At 60.2% G+C, this 22,599-nt stretch carries 16 protein-coding genes; 14 read left to right on the top strand and 2 right to left on the bottom strand.

All coding sequences use genetic code 11. The features are described from left to right. The first annotated feature begins 14 nt into the window (after positions 1 to 14). The 3 genes from ONB52_17105 to ONB52_17095 all read left to right on the top strand — a co-directional run bounded on the left by ONB52_17105 (position 15) and on the right by ONB52_17095 (position 5,962). On the top strand, positions 15 to 1,151 hold the full coding sequence (locus ONB52_17105; protein MDZ7417854.1) for a carotenoid 1,2-hydratase: 1,137 nt from the start codon (positions 15 to 17) through the stop codon (positions 1,149 to 1,151). Positions 1,152 to 1,868: 717 nt separating this feature from the next. Continuing rightward, positions 1,869 to 2,948 (top strand): sigma-54 dependent transcriptional regulator, encoded by a 1,080-nt coding sequence (locus ONB52_17100; GenBank protein MDZ7417853.1) that lies wholly within the window; start codon positions 1,869 to 1,871, stop codon positions 2,946 to 2,948. 464 nt (positions 2,949 to 3,412) lie between these two features. Beyond that, a complete protein-coding gene (locus ONB52_17095) occupies positions 3,413 to 5,962 on the top strand; it encodes an Ig-like domain-containing protein (GenBank protein ID MDZ7417852.1) in 2,550 nt (849 codons plus the stop codon). 269 nt (positions 5,963 to 6,231) lie between these two features. On the opposite strand, the gene ONB52_17090 is transcribed toward ONB52_17095, so the two are convergent. Beyond that, entirely contained in the window at positions 6,232 to 6,354 is a 123-nt protein-coding gene (locus tag ONB52_17090) for a hypothetical protein (GenBank protein ID MDZ7417851.1), read from the bottom strand. A 530-nt stretch (positions 6,355 to 6,884) separates the two neighbouring features. Between ONB52_17090 and ONB52_17085 the strand changes: the two genes are divergently transcribed. Further along, positions 6,885 to 7,172: a 4a-hydroxytetrahydrobiopterin dehydratase gene (locus ONB52_17085; protein ID MDZ7417850.1), complete on the top strand. Its 288-nt coding sequence runs from the start codon at positions 6,885 to 6,887 to the stop codon at positions 7,170 to 7,172. A 518-nt stretch (positions 7,173 to 7,690) separates the two neighbouring features. Continuing rightward, positions 7,691 to 8,458, top strand: coding sequence for a TerC family protein (locus ONB52_17080; protein MDZ7417849.1), 768 nt, complete (start codon positions 7,691 to 7,693; stop codon positions 8,456 to 8,458). A gap of 105 nt (positions 8,459 to 8,563) precedes the next feature. Here the strand turns inward: ONB52_17080 and ONB52_17075 are convergent, their stop codons facing one another. Next, the gene (locus tag ONB52_17075; GenBank protein ID MDZ7417848.1) at positions 8,564 to 10,366 is read right to left on the bottom strand and encodes a peptidylprolyl isomerase; all 1,803 of its coding nucleotides are present in this window, start codon (positions 10,364 to 10,366) and stop codon (positions 8,564 to 8,566) included. A 529-nt stretch (positions 10,367 to 10,895) separates the two neighbouring features. Here ONB52_17075 and uvrB point away from each other — a divergent pair. From uvrB to ONB52_17030, 9 genes are all read left to right on the top strand, one after another. Continuing rightward, on the top strand, positions 10,896 to 12,956 hold the full coding sequence (uvrB, locus tag ONB52_17070) for an excinuclease ABC subunit UvrB (GenBank protein MDZ7417847.1): 2,061 nt from the start codon (positions 10,896 to 10,898) through the stop codon (positions 12,954 to 12,956). A gap of 117 nt (positions 12,957 to 13,073) precedes the next feature. Continuing rightward, positions 13,074 to 14,357: a phosphoribosylamine--glycine ligase gene (gene purD / locus ONB52_17065; GenBank protein MDZ7417846.1), complete on the top strand. Its 1,284-nt coding sequence runs from the start codon at positions 13,074 to 13,076 to the stop codon at positions 14,355 to 14,357. Between the two features lie 128 nt (positions 14,358 to 14,485). After that, on the top strand, positions 14,486 to 15,406 hold the full coding sequence (locus ONB52_17060) for an SDR family oxidoreductase (protein MDZ7417845.1): 921 nt from the start codon (positions 14,486 to 14,488) through the stop codon (positions 15,404 to 15,406). A gap of 55 nt (positions 15,407 to 15,461) precedes the next feature. Then, positions 15,462 to 16,661 carry a sigma-54 dependent transcriptional regulator gene (locus tag ONB52_17055; protein ID MDZ7417844.1) on the top strand — a complete coding sequence of 400 codons (1,200 nt, stop codon included), beginning with the start codon at positions 15,462 to 15,464 and terminating at the stop codon, positions 16,659 to 16,661. A gap of 291 nt (positions 16,662 to 16,952) precedes the next feature. Next, positions 16,953 to 17,390, top strand: a complete 438-nt coding sequence (gene lptE / locus ONB52_17050) for an LPS assembly lipoprotein LptE (protein MDZ7417843.1) — start codon at positions 16,953 to 16,955, stop codon at positions 17,388 to 17,390. A 165-nt stretch (positions 17,391 to 17,555) separates the two neighbouring features. Next, on the top strand, positions 17,556 to 19,106 hold the full coding sequence (locus ONB52_17045) for a glycosyltransferase family 2 protein (GenBank protein MDZ7417842.1): 1,551 nt from the start codon (positions 17,556 to 17,558) through the stop codon (positions 19,104 to 19,106). 46 nt (positions 19,107 to 19,152) lie between these two features. Next, positions 19,153 to 20,565 carry a tetratricopeptide repeat protein gene (locus ONB52_17040; protein MDZ7417841.1) on the top strand — a complete coding sequence of 471 codons (1,413 nt, stop codon included), beginning with the start codon at positions 19,153 to 19,155 and terminating at the stop codon, positions 20,563 to 20,565. Then, complete coding sequence (locus ONB52_17035; GenBank protein MDZ7417840.1) at positions 20,555 to 21,625, top strand: aminopeptidase P family protein; 1,071 nt, start codon at positions 20,555 to 20,557, stop codon at positions 21,623 to 21,625. The genes ONB52_17040 and ONB52_17035 overlap by 11 nt, the downstream gene beginning before the upstream one ends. A gap of 8 nt (positions 21,626 to 21,633) precedes the next feature. Next, positions 21,634 to 22,596: a glycosyltransferase family 2 protein gene (locus ONB52_17030; GenBank protein ID MDZ7417839.1), complete on the top strand. Its 963-nt coding sequence runs from the start codon at positions 21,634 to 21,636 to the stop codon at positions 22,594 to 22,596. The last annotated feature ends 3 nt before the right edge of the window (positions 22,597 to 22,599 follow it).

Here is a 22,599-nt window from a genome sequence, read left to right as displayed (position 1 = left end):
AAGCCAATTTCGCCGTGGCGAAGAACATTTGTTTGACGATCCTGGGAGTACTGGCGTGGACGGTGACGCTTGATTCGACCGCCCGGTCCACGCGTCCGTCTTCGCAGCAAAACCCGGCGGCCGGCGCCCCTTTCGCGCTGGCGCTCGCGCCGCGTGCCTGGCAATTCCCGCGTGATCATGGCCAACATCCGGAGTTTCGCACGGAATGGTGGTATTTCACCGGCAACCTGCACAGTGCCGATGGCCGGGCCTTCGGCTATCACTTCACCATTTTTCGCAATGCGCTCACGCCGGTGGCCGCCAACCGGCCCTCCGCCTGGGCTTTCCGCGATGCCTATGTTGGCCACTTCGCCCTCACCGACATCGCACGCCAGCGCTTTCACTACGATCAGAGAGTCGCGCGCGCCGCCCTGCAGCTTGCCGGCGCGAGCCAAGATTCGCTGCAGGTGTTTGTGGGGGACTGGTCGGCGTGGCAGGTCCGCCACCACCTGCATGTGCGGGCAGCCAGCAGTTTCGGCAGCATTGCCTTCAGGCTGGAACCGACCCTGCCGCCGGTTTTGCAGGGCAATGGCGGCTTGTCGCAAAAGGGTCCGCAACCGGGCGAAGCTTCATTTTATTACTCCCTGCCCATGCTGCACACCGAAGGGCGGTTGACCCTGGGCTCCGACACCTTGCAGGTCAGCGGGGTAAGCTGGATGGATCATGAATTCTTCACCGGCGTCGACGCCAGCGAGGTGGCAGGGTGGGACTGGTTCAGCCTGCATCTTTCCGACTCCACCGCGCTCATGCTTTATCGCCTGCGCCGCGCGGATGGCACGCTCTCCCGTTATTCTGCCGGCGCTTTGATTCGGTCGGCGGGCAGCGTGGAGCGGATTGCGTTCGGGGAATTCCAGGCGTCTCCCGGCGGCTGGTGGCGCAGTGCAAAGTCTGACGGTGACTATCCCCTTGCATGGAGGCTGCGTTTTCAGGACTATGAGTTGACGGTTACCACTCCGGTGGCGGGACAGGAGTTGGACACGCGCGCCACCACCGGTGTGATCTATTGGGAAGGATATGTGGAGGCAACAGGCGGACGGGCAGGCAGGCCAATCACAGGCCGGGGGTATTTGGAAATGACGGGGTATGTTGCCGCGGCGCGGCCGCGCCTGTAATTTCACTTTGACGACGGAAGGGGTTCTTACGAGCGTGGCAGGCGGTTGGGATCGACATGGCGCGGTCTTTCCACTTTTGAAATCGCCGAGGGAGCGGCTGGTGGCAATTTCATTTCCGCATGTGATTGCCGATGGCGCTAATATATACTGGTTGAAGTTGAGTACAAAATCGTAATTTCGAGTGTCTCATTACAAAACAGTTGTTCGAAGTCGGTTCATGTAAGAGCTTTGAATTACGTGATATGCGCTAGCCACAGCAGACGAAAATTTGTCACGCGGCTGCGACTTGGAATGATTTCGAAACTGTAAGCTCTTGAAAAACAGTTTGGCTATTCAGCCTTTGCCGGGCATCTCCCGTGTTTGTCAGACGTGCAGACGCGCGACACAATCGTAACGCCTGGTGGTATGGAGATTGCCAAAATGTAAGCGGCTTGCCAGAAGCGAGTAGTCGCTGCCCACCTGCGCGATAAATGGGGTGGCGGCGACGATCCGGCGTAGAGTCGCATGCGAGTGCTCCGATCAGCACAATCGTTCACGGCCAATCGGTAGTTCACTCCCCTCCAACTCAACCCATAAGTGTAACTGATCGCATCGTTCGACAAGGTGGTCGAACGTCATGATCTTGCCTGCTTTGGCATGACAAAGCACGGCGGAAGGGAAGCCAGTTGTCTCGCAAGGATGGAGGCAGCCGGCGCCAAAACAGCGGGTGAGAGCATCGTGACAGAAGTAGAGGTTAAGGACTTGGAGCTGGTGGAAAGCATGCCACCGGACGGGGAGAGTTCGTGGGGCAAGAATTTCGGCTTCGACTATCATTACCCCCTGGTCAGTCGCAGTCCCGAAATCAAGGAGATTTTTTCACTGATCAAGAAAGTGGCCAAAAGCAATGCCACCATTTTGATTCAGGGCGAAACCGGCACCGGCAAGGAGCTGATCGCCGGCTTGATTCAATTCATCAGCCATCGCGCTTCCAAGCCGTATGTCAAAGTGAATTGCGCAGCGCTGCCCGAGAATCTGCTGGAGAGTGAGCTGTTTGGCCACGAGAAGGGCGCCTTCACCGGGGCGTATCAAACCCGCATCGGCAAGTTTGAGCAATCACACGAGGGCACGCTCTTTCTTGACGAGATCGGCGACATGCACCTCTCGACCCAGGCGAAGATTCTGCGGGTGCTGCAGGATCAGACCTTCACCCGCCTGGGCGGCAATCGTCCCATCGAGGTGGATGTGCGCGTGATCGCAGCCACCAACAAAGATTTGTGGACTGAGATCGAGATGGGCAACTTTCGCGCCGATTTGTACTACCGTCTCAATGTGGTGACGCTGCACATTCCACCGCTGCGCAAGCGGCGCGAAGACATTCCCCTGATCGCCGAGTTCTTCCGCCGCAAATTCTCCCGCGAGATTCGCAAGAAGACCAAGGGTTTTTCCGCCGAGACCATGGAGCTGCTCACCAACCATTCCTGGCCGGGCAACATTCGCGAGCTGAAAAATCTGGTCGAACGGGCCGTGCTGGTCTCGGAGGAGAATGAAGAGATCAAGCCCAAGGACTTGTCAATGGCGGGCAAGGATTACTTCGCCGCCGGCGGCAAGGACCGGCGCCGCACCAATGACGGCGATTTGCTCTCGCTCGACACGCTCAACCTTGAAGTCATCGAGAAGGAGGCGATTCTGCGCGCCCTGGAACTGCGCAACTGGGTGCAGAAGGATGCCGCCCAACTGCTCGGCATCTCACCGCGCGCGCTGAATTACAAAATCAACTACCATAACATCACCCATCCCACCTGGAAAAAGAACACCTGAAGCGGCCGGCGCACCTCACACGCCGCAACGGTGATTGCACAGGTCAAACGGGTGCGGGAAATCTCCCGCACCCGTTTTGCGTTTGCAACCTTACGCTTTCGAATTACTGCGAGGTAATTTCCACTTCCCTCCTGGCGCACCACACCGGCGCTGCTTACCGCTAAATGCTTGCGAATCAAAAGCTGCATTTGCGCTGCCCCTGCCTGGCATATGCTTTGCACCCGGGCGCACCGGCGAATTATTGTCGCCGGGAGGATAATTTTTAGGATGATGGCTTTGTTATGGAGGACTGGCACAACGTGTGGGTAGCATTGTTTTCCCGGCTGCACCCCGGAGACTGGCCACCGGCAACGCGCGCGCAACGGGTGCCGGCGGCCCGAGCCTCGCGCCGTGCAGCCCGATTCCTCTCGCTTTTCCTCTGCGCGAAGGTATTATGCTCGTTGGCGCATGCCGGCAGTCTCACGGTGAGCTGGGACGCGAACAGCGAACCGGATCTGGCCGGTTATCGCGTGTATTACAGCCTCACCACCCAGCGTTATTCGGCAGCCAATTCCCGCGATGTCGGTTTGAAGCTGACCACCACTTTCGACAATCTTGAAGAGGGCCGGAGGTATTACTTCGTCGTCACCGCCTATGACCGGGCGGGCAACGAGAGCGCCTACTCCCGGGAAGTGTCGGCCACGGTGCCAGTGGTGGATCGCACGCCGCCGCAAATCAGCACGGTCAATGCGATCGATCAAACCACGGTGGCGGTGGCATTCAATGAGGCGGTCACCAAAGCGAGTGCCGAGAATAAGAGCAACTACCGTATTGATCCGCAGATCGTGATTGCGCGCGCCACCCTGCAGGCTGACAATCACACCGTCCTGCTTAAGACTTCGGAGCACAGCAACGGCAAAACCTATACGATCACCGTGCAAAACGTGAGCGATGCAGCCCAGCCGCCCAACAGCATCAACCCGGCGGTGTCGGCCACCTACACCTTCACCGGCCTCGACCAGGCGCCTCCCGTCGTCACCTATGTGGGCGCGGTGGACGCCGCCACCGTGGAAGTCCGCTTCGATGAGCCGGTAGCGGCAGCGAGCGCGGAGAAACTCGACAATTATGCCATCAGCGGCGGCATCACCATCAGCAGCATTGCACGGCACGCGGACAATCGCGGCGTGCATCTCAAGACCAGCGCGCATCAGGACGGCGCCAGTTATCTCATCACGGTGCGCAACATTGCCGATCTGGCGGCAACGCCCAATGTCATGCCGGAGGCCATGACCCTGGCTTACACCTATCGCGCCAACGACCGGCAGGCGCCGGCTGTGCGCGCTGCCGCGCTGCTCGATCTGACAACCCTGAGTGTGACCTTTGATGAACGCGTCACCCGCGCTTCCGCCGAACAGGTGGGGAATTACCGCATTTCCGACAACGTGCAGGTGCAGAGCGCGCGCTTGAACGCGGAAGCCACCGAAGTCATCCTGACGACTTCCGCGCATGTTTACGATCACGATTACACCCTGACAGTAAGCGGCATCACCGATGCCTCGGCCAATGCCAATGTCATGAGCCCCACGTCGGTGCGCTACCGCCTGCAACAGCAGGGTGTTGACCGCGAGGCGCCGGTGGTGACCTATGTTGGCGCCCATGACGAAACCACGGTCGAAGTGCGCTTCAACGAAGCGGTCACCAAAGCGAGCGCGGAAAATCCCGCCAATTACAGCATCACGCGCGGCATCACCATCAGCGGCGCGACGCTGCACCTGGACGGCCGCGGGGTGCATCTCAAAACCAGCCCGCACAGCGACGGCGAGACCTATGAGCTGACGGTTTCCGGCATCACCGATCGCGCACCCGTGCCCAACAGAATGACGGGTTCCGCCACCATGGCCTACACTTTTCGCGCAAACGACCTGGATCCGCCCGCCGCCCTCGCCGCGATTTTATCGTCTGATCTGCTCACGGTCACCGTGCTCTTCAATGAAAAAGTCAGCGCGGCAACGGCCACCAATCCGGAGAACTACACGATTTCGGAAAATGTGCGGGTCTATTCCGCGAGCTTGAATGCCGAGGGCACCGAGGTCACGCTCGCCACTTCGCTGCATTGGTACGATCACACTTTCACCGTGACCGTGCGCGGCATTGCGGATGCCTCCCCCAACGCCAATGTCACGGTGCAGCCAGCCGTGCTGCGCTATTCCCTCGGCGCGCCGGGGCAGTTTCCCGGCGGCGGCCTCACCATCAGCGCCTGGTCGCGCAAGGAATACCAGATCGACACGCTGCGCGCCGGCAAACGGCTTTATATCGATCGCGCCCACACCATTACCAGCGTCCCCAAGAAATTCGAGGGCCTGTTGATGTTCCGCACGGCCTATCGCGACCGGCGCGACCGCTCGCAGACCTTCTTCGAATTCAATCTCAATCGCGCCGCTGACGTTTACATTGCCTATGACCCTCGCGGGGAACCGGTGCCCGACTGGCTGGCAAACCATTTCACCCGCGTCAACAAAACCGTGCTGATCAACGGCCCAACCGATCAGTTGCAAATCTGGAAGGCACATTATCCTCCCGGCCGCGTGCAGTTGGGCGGCAACATGGCGGAAGGCGGCCGCACCGATGTGGCCCTGACCATGTATTTCGTATTTGTGGACGATCTGCAAGGCGGGCGCGGCGGCAGCAGCGCGAGTGTGCCCCGGCTGTTCACGCTGCATCAGAATTTTCCCAATCCCTTCAATTTGAAGGCCGGTCACCTGCAGACCGAGATCAGCTATTTCCTGCAGCAGCAGGGCCATGTTGTGCTCACCATCTACAACATGCTCGGCCAGGCGGTGCGCACCATGCAGGACGGCGTGCTGCCGCCCGGTTTGCACCGCCATGTGTGGAATGGCCTGGACAACGATTTCCAGGCGCTGCCCAGCGGCAAGTACCTCTATGTTCTCGAGATTCGCGAGCAGGTGAGCAACGGCGTCTTCACCGTGACCACCGCGCTCGAGCGCCAAACCAAAGTGATGACCCTGTTGAAATAGCCCTTCCCGACACCGGCCGCCGTCCGGCTCCTCAAGGTGGCGCAGCGCTGCCTGCGAAACTCGCCCGTTTGTCGAAGGCATCACAGCTTTTCTCCCAAGAAAACGGCCTCCCACGAAATGGCTTTTTCCGTGGGAGTTCTGTTTTCGTGGGCGGAATATTTGTGTTTGATGTTGAGAGCGCCTCCTGTTTGCACTCACGAAAATGCACTCTACAAAATGTTTTTTCCGTGGAAGCCCTGTTTTCGTGGACAGATTTTTGGGGTTGATCTTCACATCGAGGTTTGAATCTCTGCCGTGCGGTGAGAAAGATGTTCCAAGCGGAACTGCCGGTTGCCCTCCTTCTCATCGCGAGAGAGCACCGAGAAACAGCTCCAGCGGAGCGAACGGTTCATAGCTGCGCCCCACCTCCAAAATGCGAACGCCGAGGAGCGGCCGGTAGAATTTACCACCTGAATTTTGCACGCAGATTGATCTCCTCCGCGAGAAACGCCGCTTTGATCGCGATGGCCAGCCACCCAAGGAGTGGTGCATAAAAAAGTTTGCAGGCAAACGTGCGGTCAACTCTGGTGGAAGTGAACTGTTTTTAGTAAAGCGGCTTCCCGCAGTTCCCAAAATTCCGTCAGGAGTGACCTGCCTGCTCCTCCTAAAAAAGCCGCGTCAGATCATGAGAAATTCTACAGGTCACTCCCAACGGCGTTTTGTGAACCCGCCATTTCTCCCGGGCAACAGCAAGCCGGCATGCGAAATTCAGGTGGTGACATTGGAAAAGATGTCTGCGCCATGTCCCCACATGCAACTGAGGCATTACCACTCTTCTGATTTTTGCCTTGCGCCGCAGCAGAATTTTCTTATCCTCTGGCCAGCACCGGAGATTGGAGCGCAAACCGATCCCCATCATGCACCAAGAGAGGAGGATTCTGCCATGGCGGCGCAGCACAAGCTCAGCGAACAGGAAATCAACCAGGAGCTCTCCCGGCTGCCCGGCTGGACGATTGCCGGCGGCAGGCTGCATAAAACCTTCCACTTCCCCTCGTTCGTCGAGGCTTTCGGCTTCATGGCACGCGTGGCGCTGCTGGCCGAGGCCATGAATCATCATCCCGAATGGTCGAACGTTTACAACCGTGTCGTGATTGATCTGGTGACGCACGACGCTGGCGGCATCAGCGCGAAAGACTTCGCCCTCGCCCATAAAATCGAGGCAGCGGCCTAGGACGGCTGTAATCCCTCAGTAGCTGTGTGGGGTGGTGCAGGCATCCCTGCCTGCAGACAAGATGTCCGCGTTGGGTCATCAAATGTAACTGAGGCATTACGGGCGGCTTGGGAATCCCCTTGCAATCCAGGCCCTGAATGTTTATTATCGGCGCCAATTCCGGTCGCGGGAAAGTGCGTATCCCACCCCACCGGTCGCGCGGCTATCTGTTCCAAATTACCCCGCGACCAGCATGAATCCGCTGCTCAAAGAGTTGCAAGTCTGCATGATCTGCTCACTGACTGTCTCCCCGGTCAGCACCGCAGGCTGTGCTGATCTGCGGCAGGCCATTCACCGGCTCCAGCCCGGGTGGGCGGCCGCGCGCAGTATTTTGCACCCGCATCTCGGGGCGCTTGGCGAGCCGAGCGCGCCTGGCCAGGGCCTCACGGCGACAATCCAGTTTTGCGCCGGCCCTGCTGCGTGAGGCCGGTTCCCTGCGACCGTGATTTTTTGCACAAATATTTGCGGGAGTGAAGAACATGCATTGGTTGACCGATCCACAAGCCTGGGTGGCGTTGGTGACGCTGACGGCGCTGGAGATCGTGCTCGGCATTGACAACATCATTTTCATTTCGATCCTGGCGGGCAAACTGCCGCAGGCACAACAGCCGCGCGCGCGCACACTCGGCCTGGGTCTGGCGATGCTCTCGCGCATCGCGCTGTTGTTTTCGCTCACCTGGGTGATGCACCTGACCCGGCCGCTGTTCACCGTCTTCCGCAATGAAATCTCCGGCCGCGATCTCATCCTGATCCTGGGCGGGCTGTTCCTGCTGGCCAAGAGCACCCACGAAATTCACAACAAGCTCGAAGGCGAGGAGGCGCATGGCGCTCCCAGAGTGCGCGCGGCGTTTCTCGGGGTCTTGGTGCAGATCATGCTGCTCGATATCGTATTCTCGCTCGATTCGGTGATCACCGCCATTGGCATGGCCAATCATCTCGCCATCATGGTGGCGGCGGTGGTGATTGCGGTGGGCTTCATGATGCTTTTCGCAGGGGCCATCAGTGATTTCGTGCATCGCCGCCCCACCGTCAAGATGCTCGCGCTCAGCTTCCTGCTGCTGATCGGCGTCACGTTGATTGCAGACGGTCTCGATCAACACATTCCCAAAGGCTACATCTATTTTGCCATGGCGTTTTCGGTGTTCGTGGAGATGTTGAATCTGCGCCTGCGCAGCCGGGAGGTGCAACCGGTGAAGCTGCGCGGCGAGGTTTTTCTGGAGAAGGAAGCGGGTCGGCCGGGCCAATGAAATGCCGGGGATGGTGGCACACCGCAAGACAGTCAACAAAAAAAGCTCCTGCCGGCAGGAGCTTTTTTTGTTGGAGAATGCGGCTGGTGGCGCGTGCAGGATGTATTAAAAGAAACGTTCGCGTTTGTCCTCGATGTCGGCATCCTTCTTCAATGCCGCAAGCCATTGCTCGAAGGCCTGCTGGCGGGCGCGGTTGGTGAGCTGATTGCGCAGGTCTTCCTTTTTGTCGTTGTAATCGGCCTGGTTGAATTCATCGCGGCTGAGCAGTTGAATGAGGTAGGAACCGCGCAGTCCCTTCACCGGCTTGGAGATTTCCATCGGTTGCAACGAAAAAGCCGTGCCAATGAACGCCTGATCGCGCCCCACGCCGGAGACGAATCCGGCGCGGGTGAAAGGTTCGGGAGTTTGAAGGGCAATTGTATCGCGCTGGGCCAGCGTCTCGAAGGAGCTGGTGCCGGCCTGCAGCAGCGCGGCGTAGAACTTCTCGGCGGTCTGCTGCGCCATTTGGCGCCAGCGTTCCTCCTTCAAAGTTGTCTCGATTTGGGTTTTGGCCTCCTCCAGCGACTTGGTGTGCTCTTTCTGTATCTCGGCCACGCGAATCACGGCGAAGCCCTGCGGCGTCTCGAAGGGGTCACTCACCGTGTTGACGGGATTGCGGAAAATGAACTGCGAGGCGGCGTAATTCAAACCCAAACCGGGGACGAAGCCACTGCCCTTGACGAAGAAGGTGCTGGTTTGTGCCGGCACTTTCTCGCTGGCAACCGTTTCGTTCCAGGAGGTTTCGCGTGCCTGCTCGGCGAAAAAGCGGGCGTCGCTCTCTGCGGCTTCCCGGGTGGCGCGCGAGGCCTGATAGCGCAACAGGATGTGGCGTGCCCGCACTTTCTCCTCGCCGTTCTCCTGCTTGCGTTCCTCCACTTTGATGATGTGCAGGCCGAAATTGGTGGGGACCGGCCCCACGATCTCGCCCGGTTTGGCCGCGAAGGCGGCCTCTTCGAACGGCTTCACCATTTGCCCGCGCGGAAAAAATCCCAGATCGCCGCCTTTGCTGCTGTTGGATTCGTCTTCGGAGTAAAGCTCCGCCAGTTTGCCGAAATCTTCGCCGGCCAGCGCACGTTGATAGACGGCGGCCGCGGTATCCTGTACCGCTTGCGAATCCTGCCGGGTGGGATTGGTTGAAAAGATGACGTAATCGATCTTGCGCTTTTCCGGCTCCTTGAGATCGTCCTGGTGTTCCTTGTAGTACTTCTGAATTTCCTGCGGGCTGATGGTCACCGCGGCGGTGCGATATTTGTCCCACGGGAAGGCTGCGTAACGCACGGTGGCCTTCTGATAGCGGGCGAGATATTCACTCCTGATGTCGCTTTCGGTGACGAGCACCGAGGCAAACAGCATATCCTGCAGCTTCTGCACTGGCAACTGGTTGCGCATCTCCTGCTCGACACTGATCCAGGCCTGATCCAGTTGCGGATTCTTCAGGGCCGCCTGATAGCGCGCCATGTCGAACTGGCCCTGCTCCGTGCGGAACATCTGTTGAATGAACTCCGGCGGCTGATCGAACAGATAGTAGGTGATCTCCTTGTCGGTCGTGCTCAGGTTATGCTTGCTGATTTCCTGGCGCACCAGCCGGCTGTTGATCAAATCGTCCAGCACGCGATTGCGAATGGAATTGAGCTGGCTGTCGGTGATCTCGGCGCCGCTGTCTTTGTAATTTTCGAGCACCTGATTGACGGCGCGGTCAAACTCGGTAATCGTAATGTTTTCACCGTTGACCTTGGCAATGGTCAAATCGCGGGTTTGCAAACCGGTGACATTCATGCCCCAGTCAAAGACGATGGTGCCGACAAACACAGCCACCAAGCCATAGAAAAAGATCTTGGTGTAGCTGCGCATTCTTTGCATCATTCCCATGACGGAAAACTCCAGAGGTTTAAAGCTGGGCGCCGCAATTCAGCGCGTCAAGTTTTCAATTTACAAGCGCGAAATATACACTGGAGGGCTTTGATTTGCAAGGTGTTTTTCCCCGCGGCACAAATGGCGTCAGGGTGAAGCGGGACACAGCCGGCGGCATCATGTGCCCGGCCGGATTGCTGAAATTTTCGCCCGGCCAGGCCTTTCCGTGTCACCGGCCGGCTGCAGCCTCTCATGGCCGGACATGACTTGCATTTATGATTGATTCAACGGCGGGGCCATGGCTTGCAATTGCTGCTGTGAAGCTTCATGCCACCGCGGAGCTGTAGCAGATCTCATGAGGGGACCTGTGACACCTTTTCAGCCAAGCCGCGCAGCTTGACATTGGTGGCATGAGGATGTATATTCGCCGTGTCACTTGCCAAATTGGCATTTTCCGTGATTTGGCTGTGAATTTGCAACGAACAGGTTGCCAGTCTTTCTTATCATGCCATCATGCCGCCCAGAGATGGCAGTTTTTGTTTTGCCAATGGACAAGTTTGAACTCGTCTCAGACTATCAGCCGACCGGTGATCAACCCCGGGCCATTCAAGAGCTTACCGAGGGGTTGTTGCGCGGTGTAAAGCATCAAACCCTGCTGGGTGTGACCGGCAGTGGCAAAACTTTCACCCTGGCCAATGTCATTGCCAACGTGAATCGGCCGGTACTGGTCATTTCTCATAATAAAACACTCGCCGCCCAGCTTTATGGTGAATTCAAGGGCTTCTTCCCGCGCAATGCGGTGGAGTATTTCATCAGCTACTACGACTATTACCAGCCGGAAGCCTATGTGCCGAGCACGGATACCTACATCGAAAAAGACACGGCCATCAACGACGAGATCGACCGGCTGCGCCTGAAGGCCACCAGTGCGCTGCTTTCCCGCCGCGACGTGCTGATTGTGGCCTCGGTCTCCTGCATCTATGGCCTGGGCGATCCGGAAGATTACAAGGCGGAGCTGCTCATGCTCAGCCGCGGGCAGCGCATCGAGCGCAACCGCATTCTGGAGCGGCTGGTGGACATGCAGTATTCCCGCAATGACTTCGATTTTGCACGCGGCACTTTTCGCGTGCGCGGCGACGTCATCGAAGTCATCCCGGCCTATGAGCGCGAAGCCTACCGCATCGAGATGTTCGGCAATGAGATCGAATCTTTCGCGCAGATCAACACGCTCACCGGCGAGATTTTGGGCGAGGTGGACAGCGTGGCGATTTTTCCGGCCAAGCATTTCGTGACCCCGCGCGAGAAAATGCTGCGCGCCCTCGCCGCCATTCGCGAAGAGCTGGCCGAGCGCCTGGCCTGGTTGCGTGCGCACAACAAACTGCTGGAGGCGCAACGGCTGGAGATGCGCACCAATTTCGACCTCGAGATGTTGCAGGAGATCGGCACCTGCCACGGCGTGGAGAACTACTCCCGCCACCTCTCCGGACGCGCACCCGGCCAGCGGCCGTTCACGTTGATCGACTATTTCCCCGCGGATTTCATCACCATCATCGATGAATCCCATGCCACCATTCCGCAGATCAACGGCATGTATCACGGCGACCGCTCGCGCAAGGAGACCCTGGTCGAGCATGGCTTCCGGCTGCCCTCGGCGCTGGACAACCGCCCGCTCAAATTCGATGAGTTCGAAGCCATGATGAAGCAGGTGATTTATGTCTCGGCCACACCGGCGGACTATGAACTGCAGAAGAGCGGCGGCGTGGTGGTCGAGCAGGTCATCCGCCCCACCGGCTTGATGGATCCCGAGGTCGAAGTGCGGCCGGTGGCCAATCAAATCGATGATCTCATCGCCGAAATCCGCCAGCGCGTGGCGCGGCATGAACGCGTGCTGGTGACCACCCTCACCAAGCGCATGGCCGAGGACCTGGCCGATTACCTCGCCGAGCTGGACATTCGCGTGCGCTATCTGCATTCGGAGATCGAAGCGCTCGACCGCGTCGAGATTGTGCGGGATCTGCGCCTGGCCGAGTTCGACGTGCTGGTGGGGGTGAACCTGCTGCGCGAAGGTCTGGATTTGCCGGAAGTGTCGCTGGTGGCGATTCTCGACGCCGACAAGGAGGGTTATCTGCGCAGCGAGCGCTCCCTGATTCAGACCGGCGGCCGCGCGGCGCGCAATGCCAACGGCAAAGTCATCATGTATGCCGATACCCTCACCGGCTCAATGCGCCGGATGATCGAAGAAACCAACCGCCGGCGCGAGATTCAGCGCCAGTACAACGAGGCCCACGGCATCACGCCCAGGACCATCTACAAGAGCACCGAGGAAATTCTCAGCTCGACCCAGGTGGCGGACGTGCGTGGCGACAGCAAATACAACCGCGAAACCCAGGCGCCGGTGTCGGCCTCCGCGTGGGAGAAAATGACGCCCTTCGAGCGCGAGGAATTGCTCGACCGCCTGGAGCAGGAAATGCTGAGCGCGGCACGCCATCTCGAGTTCGAACGCGCTGCCGAGCTGCGCAATGAGATCGAGTATCTCAAAACCGGGAAAAAGAGAACTCCCGCGACCTACACGGTGAAAAAGACGCGGCGGCGTGGTCGGACGCGCTGAACCGCGGCTGCCGGGCGGTATGGCCGCGGGCCGCCTCATCTCCACCCCGTCACGAACGGTTGACCATCCATTATTCCCATGAACCCTGTCGGCAAAAACGCGCGCCCGGCCGGGCCGGTGCGTTTGCTCGTGCTCGGCGGCGGTGGTCGCGAGCATGCGCTGGCGTGGAAGCTGGCACAAAGCCCGCACGCCGGTAAAATCTATTGTGCGCCCGGCAATCCCGGCATTGCGCAACTGGCCGAGTGTGTCGATATCTCTCCGGCCGATGTTTCCGCCCTGCTTGCTTTTGCCCGCGCCACCGCGATCGATCTGACCATTGTCGGGCCGGAGGCGCCGCTGGTGGCGGGCATCGTTGACAGTTTCGCCGCCGCCGGTCTGGCGATCGTCGGCCCCACCCGCGCGGCCGCCATGATCGAGGGCAGCAAGGCCTTTGCAAAAGTCTTCATGCGCCGGCATGGCATTCCGACCGCGGCTTTCGAGATCTTTGAAGATTTTCCCGGGGCGCGCAGCTTTCTGGAGAAATGCCGCCTGCCCATCGTGATCAAAGCCGACGGTCTGGCCGCCGGCAAGGGTGCCGTGGTGGCGCACACGCATGCCGAGGCCATCGCGACCGCTGCGGCCATGCTTGAACGCCGCCTGTTCGGGCAGGCCGGCAGTCGAATCGTCATCGAAGAGTTCATGCCGGGGGAAGAAGTGTCGGTACTGTGTCTCAGCGACGGCGCGAATATTCTCACTCTGCCGGCGGCGCAGGATCACAAGGCGGTATTCGATCACGATCGCGGACCCAACACCGGCGGCATGGGTGCCTATGCGCCCGCGCCGGTGATGACTCCGGCGCTGCTTGCCCAGGTGGAAAATGAAATTTTGCGGCCCACGATAGCCGGTTTGGCGGCAGAGGGACGCCCCTACCGCGGCGTGCTTTATGCGGGTTTGATGATCACGGCCGCAGGCCCCAGGGTGGTGGAATTCAACTGCCGTCTGGGTGATCCGGAAGCGCAGGTGATTGTGCCGTTGCTCGAGTTCGATTTGGTGGAGCTGTTCTGGCAAATGGCGCATGGCACGCTGCCGGCGACGCTGCCCGCGGCTGCAAACGGCTGGGCGCTGACAGTGGTGATGGCTTCTGCCGGCTACCCGGGAGAATACCAAACCGGCCGGGTGATCTCGGGTTTGCCGCTGCGCGAGGCGGAAGAGGTTCTGGTTTTTCATTCCGGCACGGCGCGAGATGCGGCCGGGCGTCTGATCACCAACGGCGGCCGGGTGTTGGCGGTCACCGGTCTGGGCCGGACCTTTGAGCAGGCACGCCAGCGGGCGTATGCGGCGGTCGGCAAAATTTCTTTTGAGGGCGCGCACTACCGGACTGACATTGGGGCAAAGGCGCGGCGGCACTTGGGAGGGGGATGATCAGCATCGTCCGGCGGTCAGTGGCTGGGCGAATCGGCCGGCAAGGGATGAACTCAAAGTGAGTCAAGGCTGGAACCAAGCAGGGGCAGCAGTCTTCGGGCATTTTCTTCATTCAGAAAGGACAGAGCATGAAAGTGTTGGTCACCGGCGGAGCCGGTTTCATCGGGTCGCACATCGCAGACGCATTGCTGGCCAGGGGCCATGAGGTCGTCATCATTGACAATCTCGTCACCGGTCGAAAGGAGAATCTCAACCCGCAGGCAAGATTTCATCAAGTTGACATTCGCGACCGGGAGATCGCCGCGATTTTCCGGCGCGAGCAGTTCGAGGTCGTCTATCATCAGGCGGCGCAGATGGACGTGCGCAAGTCGGTGGCGGATCCGCGCTATGACGCCGAAGTCAACATCCTGGGCACGCTCAATCTGCTGCAGCAGGCGCAGCAGACCGGGGTGAAGAAATTCATTTTTGCCTCCACCGGCGGCGCGATTTACGGCGAACAGGTGCACTTCCCGGCGGATGAAGAGCATCCCACCTGGCCGGCCTCACCCTATGGCATCACCAAGCTGGCGTGCGAGAAATACATCGCGTTCTTCGGCCAAAGCTACGGCCTGTCGTACGTCCTGCTGCGCTACGCCAACGTCTATGGCCCGCGGCAAAGCCCGCACGGTGAAGCAGGGGTGGTGGCCATCTTCACCGCACGCCTGCTGAGCGGCGAACAAGCGGTGATCAACGGCGATGGCCGGCAGACACGCGATTATGTCTACGTTGGCGACGTGGTGGCGGCCAACCTGGCGGCGCTCGACTATCCGGTGAGCGATTACTTCAACATCGGCACCGGCCGCGAGACCGATGTCAATCAATTGTTCCGGCTGCTCAATCAGGCGACCGGCAGCCGCTGCGAGGAACGGCATGGCCCGGCCAAGCCCGGCGAGCAGCGGCGCAGCGTTCTCTCTTATGAAAAAGCGGCGCGCCTGCTGGGCTGGCGGCCGCAGGTCAACCTGGAGCAGGGCCTGGAGCAAACGGTGGCATGGTTCAAAAACAAACGTTGAATGCCGGCTGCCCGCAAACTCGCCGGCCATTCTTCAACCTCCGGCGTCAGATGACATGAAAGCATTGACGGCAAAAATTGGCGGCAACGGCGTGAGTGACGACTTGCGCGCGCTGCGCGATCAAATCGGTCTGGTGGGCGAGTCACCGGAAATCTGGCAGATCATCGAAACCGTGCAGCAGGTGGCGCCCACCAACATCCCGGTTTTGGTGCTGGGAGAAAGCGGCACCGGCAAGGAGCTGGTGGCGCAGGCGATTCACCGCCTCAGCCCGCGGGTGGACAAGCCCTTCGTGGTGGTCAATGCCGGCGCGATTCCGGAGGGCATCATTGAATCGGAATTGTTCGGCCATGAGAAGGGGGCCTTTACCGGCGCCATCGGCACACGCAAAGGTTACTTCGAGCAGGCCGACGGGGGCACGCTCTTTCTCGATGAGGTGGGCGACATGCCGTTGCCGGCGCAGGTCAAGTTTCTGCGCCTGCTGGAGGGCAAGGATTTTATCCGGGTGGGCGGCAGCAGCAACCGCAATGTCGATGTGCGCGTGGTGGCGGCCACCAACAAGGATCTGCGCGAGGCGGTCGAGCAGGGCCGCTTTCGCGAAGATCTTTATTTCCGGCTCAACGCCATCCGCATCCGCATTCCACCGCTGCGCGAACGCCTGGAGGACATCCCGCTGCTGGTCAAAAAATTCGTGACGGATTTCTGCCGCGAAAACAAGGTCGAATTCGAAGGCATTTCCGAGGGGGCCCTGCGGCTGATGCAGGACTATTACTGGCCGGGCAACGTGCGCGAGCTGCGCAATTTCGTCGAGATGTTGATTGTTTTGCAACGTGGCCGGCGGGTCGATGAGAATGCCGTGCGCCAGCACCTGCCGCGCAAAAGCGAATATGACCGCCGGCTGCCGGTGCCGCTCAACCGCCGCAGCGAAGAAGTCGAGCGCGAGTTCATCTACCGCGCCCTGGTCGACCTCAAAAACGAAATTGCCCAGTTGCGGGAATTAATCATCGGCCGCTACGTTTCTCCCATGCGCCGTCTGAAACCCGGCAGTTACGTGGAACCGGATGATGTGCAGGAAGTCAGCGCTGATGAAGTCGGCAGCGAGGAAGAAGAACTCGAGTCCCTGGAGGGCATGCAGAAGCGTCTGATCTATGAAGCGCTGCAGCGAACCAACGGCAATCGCCGCAAGGCTGCCCAAATTCTCAAGATCAGTGAGCGCACGCTCTACCGCAAGATCAAAGAATACGATCTGCCCTTCTAACCGCTGCGATCAGGGGCCTGCCGGCCCGGGGGAATGTCCGGCGCACATGCACCTTGTTCCCGCGGAAAAACCCGGGCAGACCCTGTTGGTTGCAGGCCGAAGGTCCGCCCCGCGGTCTCTCACGGGGCTGCCGCGACGGGTTGCGGTGAGCAAAGCATCGAGGTGTGGACTGCGATGAACCATTTCCTTTGCCCGGCCTCGCGCCCACCAGCCGCGGGGCAGAGCAGCTGCACAACAGCGGTGGCAGTGTCGCTGCTGACTGCGCTGTGCGCGCTGCTGGCAGGTTGCGGAGTGTACTCCTTTTCGGGCTCGGCCAACCCGCATCTGAAGACCGTGGCCGTTCCCATCTTCGATGACCGCACGGCGGAATTCGGCGTGAAGGAACAGCTCACCGAGGCCATCATTGCGAGCTTCAACCGGGACAACACGTTGAAGCTTGCCGATCGGCGGGTGGCGGATGTGATTGTGAACGGCACCATTTTGCGGTTGCATGAACAGGCGGGCGTCTACACCGCGGAGGAGCAGGTGCAGGAAATCCGCGTGTATCTGACGGTGAAAATCAAATGTGATGATGTGAAGAAGCGCAAGGTGCTGTGGGAGGAGGAACTCACACAATTCGGTACCTACACGCCGGCGGGCGCCAACTCCGGTGACCGGCAGAGCGCGATCAGCAGCGCGATCGCCAAGATCGCCACCGAGGTGCTGAACCGCACGGTCTCCGGCTGGTGAGCATGCAACCGGGGGCTCCCTGCGGGCCGGTAACTCAATAAAGAAGTTGCGCTTTAGGTTTGATTTACTTATTATCGCCTTTGTCTTTCCCTAAAAAATCAACGGTGAGGAGGAATTCTGTCACAAGCGGCACATGCGGTGCCGGTTGGGACGGTCACGGAGCTTATGAACACAGTGCTGGAATACGGCGTTCTTTCCCTTTATTTCATCGCGCTTGCGATCCTGTTCATCTTTGGCGTGCATGGCTTTGTGATGGTCTACTATTACAAAAAGTTTCGGCGCGTCAACGGGTTGCGGCCCAAGCCCTTGCAACACCATCCCAAAGTCACGATTCAGTTGCCCATCTTCAACGAATATTATGTTGTTGAGCGGCTGATTCACGCGGTGTGCAGCATGACGTATCCGCGCGAGCGCCTGCAAATCCAGGTTCTGGATGATTCGACGGATGAAACCCTGGCGCTCTCCCGCCGGCTGGTGGGGGAATACCGCAGCCGCGGCATTGACATCACGCTGTGGCACCGCGAGCAGCGCCGGGGGTTCAAGGCCGGTGCCTTGCGAGAGGGTTTGGCGCATGCGAGCGGGGAATTCATCGCGATATTCGATGCGGACTTCATTCCGCCGCGCGATTTCCTGATGCGCACCATCCCCTACTTCGACGATCCCCAAGTGGGCATGGTGCAGACGCGCTGGGGGCATCTTAATCCGAATTTTTCGCTGCTGACGCGCGCCCAGACTATTGGCCTGGACGGCCATTTCATGATCGAACAAGTGGCGCGCAACGGTGCCGGTTTCTTCATCAATTTCAACGGCACCGCCGGCATTTGGCGCAAGAGCTGCATTCTCGATGCCGGCAACTGGTCGGATGACACGCTGACGGAGGATCTCGATCTCAGCTATCGCGCGCAATTGCGCGGGTGGAAATTCAAGTTTCTGGCCGATGCGGTGTGCCCCGCCGAGTTGCCGGCGGAGATCGGGGCACTGAAATCACAGCAATTCCGCTGGACGAAAGGCGCGATCGAGACCGCCAAAAAAATTATGCCGCAAGTCTGGCGTTCGCATTTGCCGCTGCGCGTCAAGCTGCAGGCGACGATTCACCTCACCAACAATCTGGTGTTTCCGTTCATTCTGCTGGCCGGCCTGCTCAATGTTCCGCTGCTGCTGCTGAAAAACGACGCCGGCAACGATTACCACCTGTACTTTACCATCAGCTCGGTTTTCGTGCTGGCGTTCTTCGGGTCGTTTTTGATGTATATGACGGCACAGCGCGAGCTTTATCCGGACTGGCGGCGGCGCATTCTGTATTTTCCGGTGTTCATGGCCGGCAGCACGGGATTGGCGGTCAACAACACCCGCGCCATCTTCCTGGGCATGTTCAACCGCCGCAGTGAATTTCAGCGCACGCCGAAGTATTGCATCGCAAACGAGCGGGATCATTTTCTGGGCAAGAAGTATTTTGTCGGGCGCGGACCGGCCACTCGTTTTGCCGGCACCGGCATTGTGGAAGTGTTGCTGGCGATTTACTGCCTGGCCGGGGTGGTGATCGCGCTGCACTATGCCGAGTTTGCCGCCATCCCCTTTCAACTCCTGTTTTGCTGTGGCTTTGCCTATATCGGGGTGCTCTCGCTGCAGCAGGCGCTGCTGCCGCAGCTCCGCAGCAAGCTGGCGCGCGTCTTCTGGCTGGCGGGACGCTCCATCAGCCTGCTACAGCCGCGTTGAAACCGGTCAACAGGTCGGGCAGGACTTTTGAACTGAGGAAGCTGTCATGACTAGAGTCGAAACCGAGCGTCTGGAATCGCTGCAGGTTTTGCTGCAGCAAAATCCCGACTCCCTCACTTTTGCGCGGGTCGCCGACGTCCTGATGCGCAACGGCCGCCTCGATGAGGCCATCCAGGTCTGTGAAGAAGGCGTGCGCCGCCACCCCTACTATGTCACCGGCCATTTCGTGCTCGGTAAATGCTACCGCCAGAAAAAGCTCTATGACATGGCAGAAAAGGAATTCAAGCGCGTGCTGCTGTTTGATCCCAAACACATTGCCGCCCATCGCCAGTATGGCGATCTGATGCGCGAAATCGAGTGGGACAATACCTGCGAAATGAGCTACCGCAAGATTCTGCACATTGATCCACTCGACAGCTACGTGCAATCGGTGGTGGATGAGTTTGCCCGCCAGAGCCAGGTCGCCGCGCCGGCAGCACCTGCGACAACGACCCGCCGCCCGGCGACACCTCCCGCACCTGCTGCGCGCAAAACCGCCACTCCCATGCCCGCAAAACCCGTGGAACCACCGGCCCGCAAACCGGTGCCCTCCCCCACATCCGGCGAGCGCAAACCGCCACTCACCGCACTGCCTTTGTCCGATGAAGAATTACTGGCGGCCTCCGCCAAAACCAGCCCGCCGGCAGCGCGCCCGGCGCCTGAACCGGTCAACCTTCCCGAACCGTCGCTGGATCACAGTGCCGACAAAAAAGGCGAGAGCAACACCGTGGTCATGACCAAATCGGACGAGGCCCGTTTCTCCTCGATCCTTGATGACATCTTCAACGATGAGGTCGTCGAGGAGGCCGATGACCGCCCGGCAGCCACGGTGGAGCGAAGAAGTGTTGCGGCGCCCGAACCGCCAGCCGCCAGGCCCTTGCCGCCGATCGAGAGTTTCGAAGTGCAGCCCTACGGGCGCAAAACCCCCGCGGGTGCACCGCCGCTCAACACCACGGACGTGCCCCGGCCGCCCGTGAGCGAGGCTGCGCCCGCCACCGGCGCCGAAATTGATGACATGGATTTTCTCCCGCCCTCGCCGGCCGCACGTCCTCCCCGGCCTGCAGCGGATCTGGATTTTGATTTCGATACCATGCCGCCGGTCGATAAAACGGCTGAGCATGACAGCAGCAGCGAACGCACGCCCGTCACGGCCGCGCCGGCGAACCGCCGGCGGCCCGCGCCCACCCGCCTGCTGGAGCAGTTTGGAGAAAGCGTCGCGCCGATGTCCAACAACGAGTTTCAGCCGCGCGACAAGATCGTCACTCCCACCCTCGGTGAGATCTATGCCGCGCAGGGGCAGTATGCCAAGGCGATCGGCGTTTTCGAGCTGCTCAGCAAGAAGGATCCGGCGAACCGCCATTATCGTGAAAAAATCGACTACTTGAAAAAACGTTTGCAAGAGACGCAGAATGCCGGATAGAATCGAGCGCCTCCGGCACTCGCTGCGCGAAAAAGGGCTGGCCGCCATGCTGATCAGCGCGCCGGCGAGCGTGCGGTATTTCTTCGGCTTCACCGGTTCCAATGCGCTGGGTGTGATCACGGCGGAGCGCAGCCTGCTCGTAACGGACTGGCGTTACCGCGACCAGGCGGCGCAGGAGGTGGAGCATGCCGAGGTTTTCATTGCGTACCGCGATTTGTTCATCCCGCTGAAGGAAAAGCGCGCCCTGGCTTCCGCCTGGCGGGTCGGCTTCGAAGAGCATCACTTCACCTGCCACCAGCTTGCCCAACTGCGCAAGCATTTTCCCCAGCTCAAGCTCTTGCCCACCGAGCGGCTGCTGTCTCAACTCGCGGTGCCCAAAGAGGCGCAGGAACTGGCGGCGCTGCGCCAGGCAGCCGCCTTTGCCTGTCGCACCTGGGAGGCAATCCAGCCTTATTTGCAGGTGGGCGTGAGTGAGGCCGATCTGGCCGCCGAGATCATTTATCGCAGCCGTAAAGCCGGCTCCGAAGCAGATCCCTTCGAGCCCATCGTGGCCAGCGGCCCGCGTTCCGCGCTGCCGCACGGTCGCAGCACCACCCGCCGGCTGCAACCCGGCGACATGGTTGTCATCGACTTCGGCTGCATGTGCGCCGGTTACGTCTCGGACATCACCCGCACGATTGCAGTGGGCGAGCCGCCGGCACGCCTGCGGGAAGCTTACCAGCTCGTCAAGGAAGCCGGGGAGCGGGTCTATGCCGCCGTGCGTCCGGACATGCAGGCCGTCGCCCTGGACCAGGTGGCGCGCGACTATCTCAAAGCCCGAGGCCTCGGTGAGCAGTTCAATCATGCCCTGGGCCACGGCCTGGGCCTGGACGTGCACATGCTGCCGCGCATTGGGCCCGAAAGCAAGGACGTGATCCCCTTTGGCAGCGTGCTCGCCATCGAGCCCGGCGTGTACCTGCCGGGATTGGGCGGCGTGCGCATCGAAGACGACATCCTGGTCACCGCCGGCGGTTGTGAAATCCTGACGCCCATCTCGCGCGAGCTGATCTGTGTGGAATGAGGCCCGCGATGCCGCCACCGGATCACCTCGCGGTCATCATAGTCACCTATCAGAGCGCGGCGCACATTGGCGCCTGCCTGGCTTCGCTGCCAGCCGCCGAACCCCGGCGCCGGCTGACGATTCATCTCATCGACAATGCCTCAACCGACAACACCATGGAAATCGTCGCCCAGGCCGTGCGCGAGTTGCCCGCCCCCCGCGTCGTGGTGCACATGGTGCGCAATCCGGACAATGTGGGATTCACTGCGGCGCTGAATCAGGGCCTGGCGCTCTGCCCGCGCGAAGCGCCAATCCTGTTTTTGAATCCCGACACCGTTCTTCCGCCCGCCAGCCTCGCCCGCCTGCTTGACGAACTTTATAAACACGATCGGGTCGGTGTGATGGCGCCGCAATTGCATTATCTCCGCGCTTCCCCTCGGGCGGGGACGGCACTGCCCGCCTTCTCCGACGCGACCATCCAACCATCGTGCCGGCGGTTTCCGCGCTATACCGACCTGCTGTTCGAATTCACCGGCTTGTCACGCGCCTTTCCCGGCTCGCGGCGTTGCAATCGCTGGAAGATGGGCGATTTTGATCATCGCAGCTCGGCCGCGGTGGAGCAGCCGCAGGGCGCCTGCTTGCTCGCGCGGCCACAGGTGGTGCAGGCCCTCGGCCGGTGGGATGAACGCTTCCCGCTTTTCTTCAGTGATGTCGATTGGTGCCGGCGTGTGTGGCAGGCGGGCTGGCAGATTCGCTTCACCGCGCAGGTGAAAGTGTTTCATGCCCTGGGCGCCAGTGTCAAACAGGTCCGGCCGGCCGCCGTGTGGAGTTCTCATGTCTCCTTCTGGCGCTATTTCTGGAAATATCGCCGCTCGCCGCTGGAGGCCTTCTGGCTCATCCTGCTGGCACCACTTTTTCTATTCACCGCCGTGCTGCGGATCGCGGGCTACCTCCTGGCCACGCCCCTCCGCCGGCGAAACATGATTCCCTGATGG

It is taken from the genome of candidate division KSB1 bacterium (assembly GCA_034506255.1).
GTDB classification, from domain to species: Bacteria; Zhuqueibacterota; Zhuqueibacteria; order Zhuqueibacterales; family Zhuqueibacteraceae; genus Coneutiohabitans; species Coneutiohabitans thermophilus.
Note: the sequence above shows the minus strand (reverse complement) of the source record. Positions and strands in the feature narration are given on the sequence as shown.